We start from the raw sequence: 14,931 nt of genomic DNA, 5'->3' as shown, positions 1-14,931 counted from the left end.
CCCCGACCGCTGAGCCGACCGCGACGCCCACCACCCAGCCGACCGCGACGCCCACGACCACCCCGACCGCTGAGCCGACCGCGACGCCCACCACCCAGCCGACCGCGACGCCCACCGCGACGCCCACGGCCACCCCGACCACCGAACCGACCGCCACGCCGACCACCGAACCGACCGCGACCCCGACGACCACCCCGACCACCGAGCCCGTCGCCGTCTCGGCCACGGCCTTCCGGACCGTGCGCAACGGCTGGGGCCCGGTCGAGCGCGACCGCAGCAACGGCGAGATGAAGGCCGGTGACGGCCGCACCCTGAAGATCGGCGGCAAGAGCTACGCCACCGGCCTGGGCGTGCACGCGGCCTCCGAGGTCGTCGTCCCGGTGACGGGGTACCGGATCTTCACGGCCGAGGTCGGCGTCGACGCCGAGGTGGGCACCAGCGGCTCGGTCGTCTTCCAGGTCTGGAACGGCACCACCAAGCTGGCCGACAGCGGCGTGCTGCGCGGCGGGCAGGCGGCCAAGGTCCTCAGCGTCGACGTCTCCGGCGCCACCGAGGTCCGCCTCGTCGTCACCGACGCCGGCAACGGCACCACCGGTGACCACGCGGACTGGGCGGGCGCGACCCTGTCCTGACCGCAGACGGCCTGGTGGCGCCGGCGACCACCACGCTCTTCACTCTGCGTCGCTGTTGATCTCCTCTCGGAGATCAACAGCGACGCAGAGTCACGTCATGGTGGAGGGTGACGGCGGCGGGCCTTCCACCTGGCACGATGTGGGTACTCTCTGCCTCGATCCGACTACCCGAAGCGAGTCCGCCGACCCAGATGGAGCAGCATTCGTGGCCCAGGTGATCGACACCTCCGTGAGCCCGCTCACCGCCCTCGCCCGACGGTGGAAGCTCGCCGCCTTGCTCATCGTCGTGGGCGCCGGCGCCGGTGCCGGCACGGCGTACCTGACCCCGACGACCTACACCGGTGAAGCCCGCATCGCGGTCGGCAGCCAGAGCCTGGACGCGCGCGTCGTCGCCGGGTACACGGACGCCTCCCAGCAGCTCGCCTCGGACGTCTCGCGCTACGTCAACGACCGGCAGGCGCAGAACGACCTGACCCCCGTCCTCGGCGAGCAGGCCGAGTCCGTCGAGCGCATCTCGGCCTCCCCCATCGCCGGCTCCAGCGTGATCATGGTCGAGGTCGACGCGCTCACCGAGGCTGCGGCCACGCAGGGCGCGCAGACGATCGCCCAGCAGCTCGTCGACCAGGTGAACGCCACGTACACCAACCCCGACGAGCTGCTGCAGCGCTACACCGACATCAGCAGCCAGGTGCAGACCACCCAGCAGGCCGTCATCGCCGCCGACGCGGCCGTGGCGGCGGCACAGGCGCGCCGCGGTGCGCCCGCGGCGGACGTGCAGGCCGCGCAGGCGCTCGCCCAGCAGCAGGCCACCCAGCTGGACGTCCTGAAGGTGCAGCAGGAGGCCCTGGCCGCCCAGTACCGCAACGCCACCGCCAGCACCTCCGCCGTGGGTGGCCTGAGCATCGTGCGGGCTGCGCAGGTCTCCCGCACGGACTTCTCCAGCACCGTGCAGCGCAACGGCCTGGCCGGAGCGGGCGTCGGCGGTCTCCTCGCCCTGCTCCTGGCCACCGCGCTGGAGCGCCGCAAGCAGCGCACCGGCCGCGCAGGCACGACCGGCGGGACGGACGCCGTCCACCTCGACGACGAGGAGGCGCGCCGGACGGCGGCCCCGGTCGGTTCCTCCCCGCACCGGGTGTGAGGCGGGCGAGGGTGACGACCCCCGTGGTGCAGGCAGGAGGCACGACGGTCGGGACGAGCAGCACGTCCGGGAGCAGGGCCGCGACGCCCGCGTACGTCTGGTGCTTCCTGGCGACCATCGTCTTCAACATCTTCTCGGCGCACTGGGACCGGATGGGCGTGCCGCTGGGCCTGGACCGCATCGCCTTCGCCGGCGGCGTCGTCCTGCTCGCCCTCGACCCCTGGGCCTGGAAGCGGCAGCGGCTGCTGGTGCGCCCCGTCCACGCGGCGATGGTCGCCCTGCTGCTGCTGGCAGCGGTCTCGGCCGCCGGGCACGGGACCCTGCTCGACAGCTACGGCCTCTTCGCCCTGCTGGACCGGCTGCTCGTGCCGTTCGTGATGTTCTGCCTGGCCCCGGTGGTCTTCGCGGACCCCGCCCACCGCGCCCTGCTGCTCAAGACGCTCGTCCTCCTGGGGCTCTACCTGGGCATCACCGCGGTGCTGGAGACGCTGAAGCTGTGGTCGCTCGTCCTCCCCAGCTACATCGGTGACCCGAGCGTCGGCATCCAGTTCGGTCGCGCCCGCGGGCCGTTCGCCGCCTCGGAGGCGATGGGGATGTCGTGCGCGGCGTGCTTCTTCGCCGCCGCGCTGGCGGTGTCGCGCTTCCGGGGGGCCTGGCGGCTGCTGAGCGCCGTGGTCGCGGTGCTCAGCGCCGGCGGTGTGCTCATGTCCCTGACCCGTTCCGTGTGGGTGGGACTGGTCCTCGGCTCCCTCGTGGCGATGGTCACCACCCCGGCGTTGCGCCGCTACATCCCCGCCGCGCTGGCCGGTGGGGCGGCAGCCGTCGCCGTCGCGCTGGCTGTCGTGCCCGGGCTGCAGGAGAGCGTGCTGGAGCGGGCGGGAACCTCCCGCTCGGTGCTCGACAGGTACAACACCAACGAGGCGGCGCTGCGGGTCGTCAAGCAGGAACCCCTCACCGGTGTCGGCTGGGTGAAGTTCCTCGACGTCTCGGCCGACTGGGTCCGGCAAGCCGACACGTACCCGATCACGAACGTGAACATCGAGGTCCACAACGTCGTGCTGGGACGTGCTGCCGAACTGGGCGTCCCGGGCGCCGCCCTGTTCGTCGCGTGCATCCTGCTGGGCCCCGTGCGAGCGGTCCTGCAGCGCGAGTACGTCGATCCCGAACTCGTCGGCTGGCGAGCGGTCTCCACCGCGATGACGGCCGTCTGGGGCGTGACGCTCATGCTCAGCCCGGTCCCGTACCCGCTGCCGAACACGCTGACCTGGTTGCTGGCCGGGATCGCCCTGATCCCGTACGTTTCGTCCTCTGCGGACCTCGAGCGACCGCGCGCCGGCGACTCGCGATAGACGACCGGCGAGCGAGAACAGGAACTGGTGTGGGCGAGGGTGCGGAAGCCTCTGACCGGGCGCCCGGCGCCACCGGGGTCGCCGTCCTGCGCCGGGCGCAGCGCCTGGCCGCGGCGGCGGCCTACCTCGGCGTCGGGCGCCACCTGCCCTGGTCGCCGCGACCCGGCGGTGCCGTCGCCCGGCGGGCGCGGGCGCTGAGCGCCCGGTGGATGCTCGACGCCTGCGGCGACGACGTCAACATCGAGCACGGGGCGTGGTTCGGTTCCGGCAAGGGGATCCGCGTCGGGGACCGCTCGGACATCGGCATGGACGCGCTCGTCATCGGTCCCGTGCACATCGGCGCCGACGTCATGATGGGGCCGCGCTGCATCCTGCTGGCTTCGGCGCACGAGACCAGCCGGGTCGACGTCCCCATGAACCGCCAGGGCTTCCGCGAGGACCGTCCCATCGTCATCGAGGACGACGTGTGGATCGGCGCCGGCTGCATCGTGCTGCCGGGTCGTCGGATCGGCACCGGCAGCATCGTCGGGGCCGGCTCGGTCGTCGTCTCCGACGTCCCGCCGTGGACGGTGGTCGCGGGCAACCCCGCCCGCATCGTGAAGAAGCGGCGCAGCGGCGACCGGCTGCCCGAGGCGGTCCAGCCGTCGGTGCCGCCTCCCGTGCTGGACGCGGCCGAGGTCCGCGCGGACGCCTTGGACGCCGAGGCGTCCCGCTCCGGCCTCGCCTAGCGCTCAGCGGGCGGGGTCGGCCGTGCGCTCCCCCGCTGCTCGGCGGTGGGCGCTCCAGTAGCCCCAGTCGAAGCAGGCGCCCGCCAGCGCGACGAACCGCTCGGCCTGGGCACGCCCCCCGCGCGGCAGCGCGGCGCCGAAGCGCACGACGGCCTTGCCGGTGCGCACGAGCAACCGCCACGCCGGCAGCGGGGGCACCACGTCGAGACCGCGGTCGGACCAGTCGCGGCGCAGGCCGTGGTGGCTCTTGCCGTAGCGGTAGTTCTGCTCCAGCAGCTGGCGGGCCTCATCGCGCGGCACCCACTCCATGAGGACGTCGGGCACCACGTCCAGGCGGTGCCCGGTGGCGACCTGCAACCGCCAGCACAGGTCGGCGTCGCCGCCGCTGCGGACGGTGGAGAAACCGTCCACGGCGTCGAAGTCGGTGCGGCGCACCGCGAGGTTGCACGTCGGCAGGTACGGCAGGAAGAAGGGCTTCGCGACGTACTTGTCCAGCCGGCTGAACTGCTGCACCTCGCTGGCCCGCTCGGCGAGGGAGTTCCCGCCGCGCACCAGCGTGTCGGAGCCGACGATGCCCACCCCCTCGTCGGCGAAGCGCTCCAGCGTCCGCTGCACCCAGTCCGGCCGGGGGCGGCTGCGCGCGTCGAGGAAGAGGACGACCTCGGCGTCGGTGGCCGCCACCCCCAGGTTCCGCGCCGCGTAGGGTCCCGCCCCCGCGCTGTGGACCACGCGCACGGGAGCGTCCAGCACCAGCTCCGGCGTCGGGGAGTCGTCCACGACGACGACCTCGTCGACGGGGACCGTCTGCGCCGCCAGCGCCGCCAGCGCGCCCTCCAGCAGGGCGGCGTGGCCGCGCACCGGGATCACCGCCGCCGACCGCGGCCGCCGGCGGACCGGGGAGGTGGCGGTCTCCTCACGCATCGGCACGCACGTCCTCCTCGCCGGTGCCGGGCCGGGGCACGGCGCGGGGGGTCAGGCGCGGCTGCGGCACGCGGCCGCGCCGTCCCTGCCGCCCGGCCTCCCAGCGCGCGACGATGTCCAGCAGGCGGGTGCGGCCGAAGCGGCGGGTGGGCGAGACGAACGGGTCCGAGGGCGCGTGGCGCACCCAGTCGGCGAGCGCCCGCGTCGCCGGGTAGGGCCCCAGCGGCCGCACGTGCTCCAGGGCGCGGATCTCCCTGACCATGCGGTGGTGGTAGGCCCGCAGACCGGCACCGCGGCGGTGGCTGCCGCTGACGGTCAGGCGCGGATCGACGACGAGGTGCCCGCCGCCGGCGACGGCCCGCCACGACCACTCCTGGTCCTCGGAGGCCACGAGCGAGTCGTCGAAGGGGTGCGCCCGCCAGACCTCCGAGCGCCACATGCTCGCCGTGTTCGTGAACCCCCAGTAGCGGTGCCGGCCGAGGTAGTCCGCGTCCGCGCGCAGCGGGGCCGTGAGCGGCCGGTTCTCCCCGTCCACCTCGCCGCCGCAGACGGCGACGGCACCGGCGTCCAGGTGCTCCAGCCCGATCTCGACCCAGTCCGGGCGGGGCAGGACGGTGTGGCTGGACAGCGCGCCGCAGACAGGCGTGGTGGCCGCCTGCGCCCCCGCGTTGAGCGCGCCCCCGTAGGAGAACTCCTCGTGCGGGATGCTCACCAGCCGCTCGGCGCGCTCCCGCGCGATGCGCAGCGTGTCGTCCGTGGACCCCGAGTCGACGACGACGACCTCCACCGGGCGCGTCTGCGCGCGCACCGAGTCGATGGTCGCGGTCAGCGTGGCCGCGGAGTTGTACGTGCGGATGACGATGCTGACGACGGGGGGCACCACGCGCGTCTGCTCCTCCTCAGGTCTGGGCAGTCGGCTCACGACCACGAGTCGCCGCATGGTAGCGCGACGTCCCGTGACAGCAGTGGCGCGCTCGGTCACCCAGCGCGCCCGTTAGGGTGCGCGCATGGCCTCGCCCCCGGGACCGACCACCTCCGCGCCCGACGTCCCCGCCCTCGCCTACCTCGTCAGCGAGTACCCGACGCTCTCGCACGCCTTCATCGAGAACGAGGTCGAGGCCCTGCGGGCCCGCGGCGTGCAGGTGCACACCTTCTCGGTGCGGCCCACCACCGCCGCCCAGCACCGCTCCGCGCGCAGCCGGCGGGAGGCGGCGGGCACGACCGTGCTGCTCGACCGCGCCCGGGCGCGCGAGCTGGCGGGCACGGGCGCGGCCTCGCTGCGCCGGCCGCGCGCGCTGGCCACCGGTGCGCTGCTGGCCGCGCGGTCCGGTCCGGGCGGGGCGCGCGGGCGGCTCTGGCAGGGGTTCTACCTCGCCGAGGCGCTCGTGCTGCTGGAGGAGATGCGCCGGCGGGGCCTGCGCCACCTGCACGTGCACTTCGCCAACAACGGCGCCGACGTGGCGCGCCTGGTGGTCGCCATGGGCCGCGCGCAGGACGGGCCGGGCAGCGGCTGGCGCTGGACGATGTCGATGCACGGCCCCACGGAGTTCGAGGCCGTCGACGCCTTCGACCTGCCCGCGAAGGTGCGCTCGGCGGACGCCGTGGCCTGCATCAGCGACTTCTGCCGGGGTCAGCTGATGCGGCACACCCCGCCGGAGCACTGGGGGAAGCTGGGCGTGGTGCGGATGGCCGTCGACGTGGACCGCTTCGCCGACCGCTCGCAGGAGCGCGCCGAGCGGCCGCGGGGCCCGCTGCGGGTGCTCTTCGTCGGGCGCCTCGTGCCGGAGAAGGGGCCCTCGCTGCTGCTGGACGCCGTCGCGGCCCTGCGCGGCGGTCCCGACCCGCTCGACGTGCGGGTGCGCGTCGTGGGCGCCGGTCCGCTGGCCGACGACCTCGCGGCCCAGGCGCGCCGGCAGGGCACCGCGGACGTCGTGGAGCTGCTCGGCCCGGTGGGCAACGAGGACCTGCCCGAGCACTACGCGTGGGCGGACGCGTTCTGCCTGCCGAGCTTCGCCGAGGGCGTCCCCGTGGTGCTCATGGAGGCCATGGCCACCGCCCTGCCCGTCGTGACCAGCCCGATCGCGGGCATCCCCGAGCTCGTCCAGGACGGCGTCAGCGGCCGGCTCGTGCCACCCGGGCGGGTGGACGAGCTGGCCCGGGCGCTGCGCGAGCTCGCGGCCGCCTCCCCGCAGGAGCGGGCCGAGCTGGGGCGGCGGGGACGCCGCCGCGTCGCCGAGGAGTTCGGCGCGGAGCTGAACGTCCGGCGGTTGCGGGACGTCGTCGGGGTCTGAGGCTCAGGAGGCGCCGGCGGCGCGCGCCCGGTCGTAGACCTGCTCGATGCGCGCCGTCGTGACGCGGATGTCGAAGGAGCGCACGGCGTGCTCGCGGGCGGCGAGGCCGAACGCAGCCCTCAGGTCGGCGTCGGCGCCCACCTCCTCCACGGCCGCCGCCAGGGCGGCCACGTCCCCCTCGGGGGCCAGCAGGCCGGTCGTGCCGTCCAGGACCGACTCCACCAGCCCCGAGTGCGCGTAGGCGATCACCGGGCGCCCCGACGCGGCGGCCTCCAGGCTCACCACCGGCAGCCCCTCGCAGTCGCCGTTCGCAGCGCGGCGCGAGGGGATGACGACGGCCTGGGCCTCGCGCATGGCCGCGCGCACCTCGTCGCTGGTGCGCGTCCCCAGGAAGCGGGCGTCGACCCGCTGGTCGCGGGCCCGCTGCTCCAGGCGCTCGCGCAGCGGGCCGTCGCCGACGACCGTGAGCGGCGGCGGCGAGGCCAGGCCGGCGAGGGCATCCAGCAGGTCGGCGAGCCCCTTCTTCTCCACGAGCCGGCCGACGAAGAGCAACCCGCCGGTGGCGGGCGGCGGCGTCCAGACGACGCGCTCGGTGTCGACCCCGCAGGCGATGACGTCGATCGCCCCGGGGTCGGCGCCCTTGCGGGCGAGCTCGGCGGCGATGAACCCGCTGACGGCGATGGTGCCGGCGGCGGAGGCCAGCAGCTGCGCGCGGCGTTCCAGCAGCAACCGCCCGGAGGTGGAGGACGCGAGGGCCTCGTCGTGCAGCGTCGCGTCGTAGCCGTGCCAGGTGACCACGAGCGGGATGCCCAGCTCCGCGGCGACCGGGCCGACGACGGCGGCGTCGGTGCCGAAGTGGGCGTGCAGGACGTCGGGCCGCAGAGCGCGCAGCGCGGAGCGCAGCTGCCGCTCCTGCCGATCCTCGAGGCTCCCCGCGACGCGCTCGGGCAGGCGCGAGCGCACGCGGGCGGCGAGCGCGCGTTCGCGCGCCTCGCGCACGGGGACGCCGGGGACCTCCAGCGCGTCCGGGGTCCGCCAGGAGGTCAGCGCCGTCGGCCGCCACCGCTGCAGCGACAGCAGGTGGTCGCGCACGAAGGTCTCCGAGCGGTTCAGGAAGACCCGCCGGTAGACGGCGACGTCGCCGCCCGCCGGGGCCGTCCCTGCGCTCAGAGGTACACCACCCGGAACTTGAGGCTGCCGACGACGCGGCCGGCGCGGTAGGCCGCCTCCCGCGCCAGCTGGTAGCGGACCTCCCGGCCGCGGTAGGCCCGGGGCGCCGTCACGAGCAGCCAGCGCAGCCGGCGCAGCGACTCGCGCGCGTCCCAGGTCATCCCGTGCCGGCGGAAGTCGCGGTAGAGCATCGGCGCCTGGCGCCCCCAGACGTACATCTGCCGCACCCCGGCGCGGAAGCTGGAGCGCATCCGGTAGTGCACGAGGGAGTCGGCGGCCTCCACGAGGGAGAACCCCTGCAGCTGCAGGCGCCAGAAGAACTCCGTCTCGGTGCCGCCGCGGACGTAGGTCTCGTCGAACCCGCCGAGGCGCTCCCACACCGACTTGCGCAGCCCGGCGTTCGCGCCGATGGGCCGGGGCAAGAAGCCCAGCTGGGGGACCACCCCGTTGTGCCCGTGCGGCGTCCCCCACGCCTGGACGTAGGCGTCGTTGAGCTTCAGCCGGTCCAGGCGGCCGCCGACGCCGTCGGCGTCCTCGAGGGCGGTGGCCATCGTCTCCACCCAGCGCGGGTCCACCTCGTCGTCGGCGTCGCACAGCAGCACCAGGTCCGAGCGGGCGGCCGCGATCCCGGTGTTGCGCGCCACGTTCGACCCGGTCCGCGCGCTGGCGTCGATCCAGCGCAGCCCCGGCAGGCGGTCGCGGTAGCCCTCGACGAGCTCGCGGGTGCCGTCGGTGGAGCCGTTGTCGGCCACGAGCACCTCGAACGTGCGCGACGTCCGCTGAGCCGCGAGCGCGTCCAGCTGCACGCCGAGCGTGCGAGCGGCGTTCAGCGCGGGGATGACGACCGAGACGTCGGGCTGCGCCAGCGGGTCCGGCGCGCCGGTCCCCTCGCGGCCGGTGCCCGTGGTCGTGCTCACTGCTGCCTCCTGGGTCGTCACGGTCGCTGCCCGCTCCCCCGCGTGCGCACGACGTGCGTCAGCTTCGCGCCGAAGGTGTAGTAGCGCATCCACAGGGCGACCGCGACGTAGCGCGCACGGTTGCGCGGGCTGGGGTGCGGCAGGTCCGCCGAGCGGCGGAACGTCGAGCGCGGGCTCGGGTTCAGGCCGGCCCGCACCACGCCGGGGTCGAAGGCCGGCCGGCCGCTGCGGCGGCGGTTCTCCACGTCACCGCGGGCCACGCGGCGCGCCTTGGCCTGCAGCTCGGCCATCCGGGCGCGGGCGGGGTGGCGCACGACGGCCTGCGGGCAGTAGACGGCGCGCACGCCCAGGCGGGAGGCGCGCTCGCCCCACTCGCGGTCGCCGCCGCTCTTGAGCCGCTCGTCGAAGGGGCCCACCCGCTCCAGCGTCGAGCGCAGCGTGATCATGTTCGCCGTGGCCGCCCACCCCTGGGTGCGCACGTAGTCCTCCTGCTGCAGGAAGTTCAGCACGTCCCACAGCTCCGCGAGCGTGGGCCGCTCGGGGTCCCGGGCGAAGAGGCGGACGGCGCCGCCGACGAACGCCGGCCCCTCCTGGGCCACCAGGGCCGCGACCCCCTCGCGCAGCCACGCGGGCTCGGGCAGGCAGTCCGCGTCGGTGAACGCGAGGACCTCCCCCGCCGCGACGGCCAGGGCGGCGTTGCGCGCCGCGTAGGAGCCGGGCGTTCGCTCGCGCACGAGCTGGACCGAGGGCAGCGCGCCGGCGCTGCGCTCCAGCCCGAGGTTGTCGCCGTTGTCGACGAGGACGACGTCGAGCGGACCGGCGTAGTCCTGCGCGGCCAGCGCCTGCGCGGTCTGCCGCAGCTCTCCGCGGTCGCCGTGGACGGGCACCACGACGGTGACGGCGGGCCAGGTGCCCGCCCCGGGGGCGCCTTCGGGTGCGGTCCTGGCCTCCAGGTCCGCGCTCACGCCGCTCGCCGCGCGCTCGTGCGCCGCGCGACCGAGCGCGCCATGAGACCCGCCGCGTACGGCAGGTCGTGCACGAGGTAGCGCTTGGCCATCCGCCGCGGTTCCATCGCGAGCCGGTGCACCCACTCCAGCCCGCTGCGCTGGATCCACTCCGGAGCGCGCGAGACCTCCCCGGCGACCATGGTCAGGGTGCCGCCGCAGCCGATGAACCACGTCGACGGCAGGTGCTCGCGCAGCAGCTGCATGAGCCGCTCCTGCTTGGGGAAGCCCAGGGCGACGAACACGATGTCCGGCTTCGCGTCGACGACGGCCCCCACCGTCTGCTCGAGCTGCCGGGCGTCGCGCTCGAAGCCGAACGGCGGGCAGTCCCAGCCCGCCATCCGCAGGCCGTCGAACTCCCCGGTCAACCGGTCAGCTGCACGCTCGGCGATCCCCTCCGCGCCGCCGAGCAGGTACAGCGTCCGGTCGGCCTCGGCCGCCGCCTCCGACAGGGACCAGATGAGCGAGGACCCGGTGACGCGCTCGGGCAGCTCCTCGCCCTGCAGCCGGCTCGCCCACACGATGGGCATGCCGTCGGGCACGACGAGCTCGGCCTGCTCGGCGAGGTCGCGCAGCTGCGGCCGGCGCAGCTGCCGCAGGATGTCCACGTTGGGCGTGATGAGGTTGCCGCCGCGGCCCGCGTCGAGCGCGGCCATCACGTGGGCGACGACCTCCTCCTCGCGCAGGGCGTCGAAGGCGACGTCGTCCACGGTGATCTGCTGGCGGACGACGGACGGGTCGGTCTCCTCACGGGTGCTCGCCGTGCGCGTTCCCTTGTTTACGGAACGTAGCGAGGGGACGGAGTGGAGGGCGGACGAGTCGAGAGCCATGCGATCTCCCAGGTCGACCGGGGTCACCGCGTCGAGGAGTCCCGCTGCCAGGCAGTGGCCTGCCGACGGCGAGCGGAGACCCGCGACGCGATGGTGACACCGGTGTAGACGGCGAAGGACGGGATCAGACGTGGTCGGCCCAAGGCCAGGCGCGCCAGGGCGGTCGACGTCGCCGACGTCGACCGCGCGAAGGACGGTGGACCCCCGATGGCGCTCTCGCCGGAGACCTCGGTCCCCGCGCGCCCCCCGGCGCCGTGTTCGACCCTGCTCAGCTGCGCGTTCCCGGCCGCGGTCCGGGTGCGGACCTTGAGCAGGTTGCGCAGGTCGCGCGGGGCGGCGACGAGGAACTCCCCCTCGCTCGTCGCCTTCTCGTGCTCGGCGAAGAGCCGCTGCACGAAGAGGTCGTCGCTCGTGAGCTCCGGGAACTCCTCGAAGCGGGCGCGGCCGGTCTCGGAGAGCCCGTAGACGCCCAGGCCCACCAGCCCGTCGCGCACGTAGGGCAGCTCCGCGTACGCGCGGTAGAAGGCGCGCACCGGCCACGAGGAGGCCGAGGTGTCGAAGCGCACGCGCGGGGAGGCGGCGAGCACGCCGGCGGCGCGCAGCCGCTCGGCGAGCGCGTCGAGCGTTCCGGGGGTCAGGACGATGTCGGCGTCCAGGTACACGCGCGGGAAGGTCGTGGCCGCGCGGTCACCCGCGCGCAGCGCCGCGGCCTTGGAGGCCTGGCCGAGCTCGACGACGGTCGCGCCGGCGGCCCGTGCCACGGCGGCGGTGTCGTCGGTGCAGCCGTTGGCCACGACGACGACCTCGACCACCTCGGTCCTCGCGGCCGAGCGCAGCGCCTCGAGGGTGCGCCCCAGCGTCCGCGCCTCGTCGTGGGCGGGCACGACCACGGAGACCGTGGGCGTGCGGCGCGGCGGGGTGAGCGCCGGCGAGGGATCGGGAACGGTCGTGGTCACGATCCTCCTCCTCTCGCCCGTCGTCCGAGCGCGTCGTCACTCGTTCGGCAGCTCGTAGTCACTTCTGGTCACCTGACCGTGCGCATCGTAGCCAGGCTTCACCGGACCGGCGCAACCCCGTGACAGCGCCGGCCCGTGCGACCCGTGTCACACGCGGGCGCACCTCAGTACGCCCCGCGCCCGCCGAGCACGGCTCGGACGGTCTTGGCGAGGATCATGAGGTCGAAGGCGGGCGACCAGTTCTCCACGTACTGCAGGTCCAGCCGGGTGGACTCGTCCAGGTCGAGGTCGGAGCGGCCGCTGACCTGCCACAGCCCGGTCAGACCGGGCTTGACGAGCAGCCGCCGGCGCAGGTCCTGGCCGTACTGGGCGACCTCGCTGGGCAGCGGCGGGCGCGGGCCGACGAGCGACATGCTCCCCGAGAGGACGTTGAACAGCTGCGGCAGCTCGTCGAGGGAGTAGCGGCGCAGGAACGCGCCGGTGCGCGTCACGCGGGGGTCGCGCTTCATCTTGAACAGCAGGCCGTTGCCCTCGGAGGCCTGCCGCAGGTCGATGAGCCGCTGCTCGGCGTCGACGACCATGGAGCGGAACTTCACCATCGTGAACTCGGTGCCGTCGCGCCCCACCCGGCGCTGGCGGAAGAAGACCGGCCCCGGCGAGTCCAGCTTGATGAGGACCGCCATGAGGATGAACAGCGGGCTCAGCGCCAGCAGTCCCAGCGCGGCGCTGCCGCGGTCCAGCAGGGTCTTGCCGACGTGGCGGATGCCGCGCAGCTCGGGGCGGTCGACGTGCAGCAGCGGCAGGCCCGAGACCGGGCGGATCACCACGCGGGGCCCGCCGACGTCGGTGAGGGCGGGGGCCACCACGAGGTCGGCGCGGGTGCTCTCCAGCTCCCAGCCGAGGCGGCGCAGGACCGGCCCGTCCAGCTCGGGGCAGGTCAGGGTCGCGACCACGTCGACGTCCAGCTCGCCCGCGACGGCGGCGACCTCCTCCAGGGAGCCCAGCACGGGCACGCCCAGCTCCTGCAGCTCCTGGGTGCTGCGGCCACCGGGGGTGCAGGCCGCGTCCACCCGCAGGCCGTGGTCGGTCTGGCGACGCACCTGGCGCACCAGGGAGGCGACGGCCTCGGGGTGGCCGGCGACGAGGGTGGACTGCATGCACTCCCCCGCGGCGCGGCGGGTGTGCAGGTAGTGCCGCACCGCCAGGCGGGAGACGACGGTCAGCACGCCCGCCGCCGGCAGTGCGACGACCACGAAGCCGCGGGCGATCTCCAGCTGCAGGGCCCAGGAGGCGGTGCCGACGAAGGCCACCACGGTCGTGCCGGCCAGCAGCACCCGTTGGAACTCCTCCGAGCCGACCGCGAGGAAGCGCGGTTCGTAGGCGCGGAAGAGCAGCATCGAGGTGATCCAGACCGGCGGCAGCAGGACCATCGTCCAGGCCACGGACAGGCCGCTGAGGCCGGTGGCGTGCAGCGGGGTGTCGCCGAAGCGCACGGCCCAGCCGAGCAGGGCCGCCAGCAGGGCGGAGACGGCGTCGGAGACGGCGATGGTGCGCACGTACTCGCGCTGCCAGACCGGCCGCCGCCCGGCGGGCCGCGGCGCGCCCGCCGGGCGCCGGCGCGTCAGCGGCAGGAACGCCTGGTCGGTGCTGAGGGTCGGTGTGCCGTCGTTCGCGTCGATGATGCGGCGTCGCTGCGCCGGCAGTACCCGTACTTCCTCAGCCGCCATGGCCTCCCCCGTCAGTCGTGGTCGTCGAGACCCACGCCGCTGTGGGGGTCAGTGATCCGTCCGGGCGTGTCGCGCTGCTACGGACGGGTGAGCTGATGACACCCATGGTAGCGGGGAGTCACCCGTTGGACGCAAGTCCCTCACAGCCAGGTCACGAACGGAGCACGGAGCGCACAAGCCTCTGGGGGTGCGGGGAGGCCCGGCTCACGGCCGGTCGCGGAGGAGTCTGGACGAGCCGGGGGACGGCGGCGGGAACGAGGAAGGCCCCCACCGGTCTCCCGGTGAGGGCCTTCGAAGGGTGGAGCTGAGGGGATTCGAACCCCTGACCCCCTCGTTGCGAACGAGGTGCGCTACCAGCTGCGCCACAGCCCCTTGCCGTCCCGCTCGCGCGCGGTGACGGGTACGACTTTACCAGCTGCCGTCGACCGCCCCGACCAGGGGTGTCGCGCCGGGGCTCAGCCGTTGACGACGCGCACGTGCTCGCGCAGGTCGATGACCTGGGTGGGCTCGTCGTCGACGGCGAGCGCGGCGCGCTCCTGCTCGCGCTCGGCGGCGGCCGGGGGCGTCAGGTGGGGCGCCTTGTCCTTGAGCAGGTACGTCGGCAGCGGGACGGGCACCGGCTGCCAGCCCGGCGCGGGGGCGGCCGGGGCCGGCGAGCTCGCGGCGGGCTCCTCGCGCGGCGCCGGGACCGGCGCCCCGGCGTCCGCCCCGGCGGGCTCCTCGGAGCGCAGCGCCACGGGCGGCAGGCCCGCGCGCACGGCCGGCAGCACCGCGGTGACCTCGGCCGTGCGGGCCGGCGCGGTGCTGCGCGCGGGGGCAGCGGCCCCGTGCCGGCTCAGCGCCGCCACGACCAGGAGCAGCACCGCGCTCGGCGCGGCGCCCCACGCCCAGGGGGCCTGCCCGGCGGCGACCAGCACCCAGCCCGCCGCGCTCAGCACGAGCGCCGTCGCCAGCAGGCGGCGGCGGCGCACGACGACCCGCGAGGGCCCGCCCGCGCGCCGGGGCGGCGCGCTCGCCGCGGCGGCCGCGGTCGCCGGCACCCGGACGGCGGCGGCGGCAGCAGCGGTGGCGGCAGCGGTGGCGGCAGTGGTGGTGGTGGCGGCGGCCGGTGCCGAGGGGCCCGCGGCCAGCACCGGGCGGCTGGAGGGGGCGGTCCGGCTGCGGCCGCTGCGCCGGCGGGACGCGACGGCCTGGCGCGCGGTGCGCGCCGCGAACGCCTCCTGGTTGCGGCCCTGGGAGGCGACCAGCCCGGAGGGTTCCGGTCCCGC

The 14,931-nt window shown here is 75.3% G+C and carries 14 protein-coding genes, 1 tRNA gene and 1 pseudogene; 5 read left to right on the top strand and 11 right to left on the bottom strand.

What is annotated here, in order from left to right; translation table 11 throughout:
- The coding region (locus GTQ99_RS26815) for a hypothetical protein (protein WP_338074889.1) at nt 1-226 on the bottom strand (226 nt) is incomplete at its 3' end.
- A 13-nt stretch (nt 227-239) separates the two neighbouring features.
- Between GTQ99_RS26815 and GTQ99_RS26810 the strand changes: the two genes are divergently transcribed.
- The 4 genes from GTQ99_RS26810 to GTQ99_RS26800 all read left to right on the top strand — a co-directional run bounded on the left by GTQ99_RS26810 (nt 240) and on the right by GTQ99_RS26800 (nt 3,847).
- Entirely contained in the window at nt 240-632 is a 393-nt protein-coding gene (locus GTQ99_RS26810) for an NPCBM/NEW2 domain-containing protein (RefSeq protein ID WP_338074888.1), read from the top strand.
- A gap of 205 nt (nt 633-837) precedes the next feature.
- Nucleotides 838-1,770: a YveK family protein gene (locus GTQ99_RS10130; RefSeq protein WP_166615612.1), complete on the top strand. Its 933-nt coding sequence runs from the start codon at nt 838-840 to the stop codon at nt 1,768-1,770.
- 11 nt (nt 1,771-1,781) lie between these two features.
- Nucleotides 1,782-3,119, top strand: a complete 1,338-nt coding sequence (locus GTQ99_RS26805) for an O-antigen ligase family protein (RefSeq protein ID WP_166615611.1) — start codon at nt 1,782-1,784, stop codon at nt 3,117-3,119.
- 29 nt (nt 3,120-3,148) lie between these two features.
- Nucleotides 3,149-3,847, top strand: a complete 699-nt coding sequence (locus GTQ99_RS26800; RefSeq protein ID WP_338074887.1) for an acyltransferase — start codon at nt 3,149-3,151, stop codon at nt 3,845-3,847.
- A gap of 3 nt (nt 3,848-3,850) precedes the next feature.
- Here the strand turns inward: GTQ99_RS26800 and GTQ99_RS10115 are convergent, their stop codons facing one another.
- Both GTQ99_RS10115 and GTQ99_RS10110 read right to left on the bottom strand, forming a co-directional pair.
- Entirely contained in the window at nt 3,851-4,768 is a 918-nt protein-coding gene (locus tag GTQ99_RS10115) for a glycosyltransferase family 2 protein (RefSeq protein WP_240897133.1), read from the bottom strand.
- Nucleotides 4,761-5,648: a glycosyltransferase gene (locus GTQ99_RS10110; protein WP_166615609.1), complete on the bottom strand. Its 888-nt coding sequence runs from the start codon at nt 5,646-5,648 to the stop codon at nt 4,761-4,763. The genes GTQ99_RS10115 and GTQ99_RS10110 overlap by 8 nt, the downstream gene beginning before the upstream one ends.
- Nucleotides 5,649-5,775: 127 nt before the next feature.
- On the opposite strand from GTQ99_RS10110, the gene GTQ99_RS10105 reads away from it, so the two are divergent.
- A complete protein-coding gene (locus GTQ99_RS10105) occupies nt 5,776-7,059 on the top strand; it encodes a glycosyltransferase family 4 protein (protein ID WP_166615608.1) in 1,284 nt (427 codons plus the stop codon).
- A gap of 3 nt (nt 7,060-7,062) precedes the next feature.
- Here GTQ99_RS10105 and GTQ99_RS10100 read toward each other — a convergent pair whose 3' ends face one another.
- The 8 genes and pseudogenes from GTQ99_RS10100 to GTQ99_RS10065 all read right to left on the bottom strand — a co-directional run.
- Entirely contained in the window at nt 7,063-8,151 is a 1,089-nt protein-coding gene (locus GTQ99_RS10100) for a glycosyltransferase (RefSeq protein WP_166615607.1), read from the bottom strand.
- Nucleotides 8,152-8,225: 74 nt separating this feature from the next.
- Complete coding sequence (locus tag GTQ99_RS10095; RefSeq protein ID WP_166615606.1) at nt 8,226-9,146, bottom strand: glycosyltransferase; 921 nt, start codon at nt 9,144-9,146, stop codon at nt 8,226-8,228.
- Between the two features lie 17 nt (nt 9,147-9,163).
- Entirely contained in the window at nt 9,164-10,111 is a 948-nt protein-coding gene (locus GTQ99_RS10090; RefSeq protein ID WP_166615605.1) for a glycosyltransferase, read from the bottom strand.
- Nucleotides 10,108-10,980 carry a WecB/TagA/CpsF family glycosyltransferase gene (locus tag GTQ99_RS10085; RefSeq protein ID WP_166615604.1) on the bottom strand — a complete coding sequence of 291 codons (873 nt, stop codon included), beginning with the start codon at nt 10,978-10,980 and terminating at the stop codon, nt 10,108-10,110. The genes GTQ99_RS10090 and GTQ99_RS10085 overlap by 4 nt, the downstream gene beginning before the upstream one ends.
- A gap of 23 nt (nt 10,981-11,003) precedes the next feature.
- Nucleotides 11,004-11,936 carry a glycosyltransferase gene (locus GTQ99_RS10080; protein ID WP_166615603.1) on the bottom strand — a complete coding sequence of 311 codons (933 nt, stop codon included), beginning with the start codon at nt 11,934-11,936 and terminating at the stop codon, nt 11,004-11,006.
- A 164-nt stretch (nt 11,937-12,100) separates the two neighbouring features.
- The gene (locus GTQ99_RS10075; RefSeq protein ID WP_166615602.1) at nt 12,101-13,663 is read right to left on the bottom strand and encodes a sugar transferase; all 1,563 of its coding nucleotides are present in this window, start codon (nt 13,661-13,663) and stop codon (nt 12,101-12,103) included.
- Between the two features lie 299 nt (nt 13,664-13,962).
- Nucleotides 13,963-14,035: transfer RNA gene (locus GTQ99_RS10070), tRNA-Ala, on the bottom strand.
- A gap of 83 nt (nt 14,036-14,118) precedes the next feature.
- A pseudogene (locus GTQ99_RS10065) lies at nt 14,119-14,931 on the bottom strand (hypothetical protein); the annotation flags it as partial.

Origin of the sequence: Kineococcus vitellinus (genome assembly GCF_009906315.1) — a bacterium.
GTDB classification, from domain to species: Bacteria; Actinomycetota; Actinomycetes; order Actinomycetales; family Kineococcaceae; genus Kineococcus; species Kineococcus vitellinus.
This window is presented reverse-complemented; position numbering and strand designations above follow the sequence as displayed.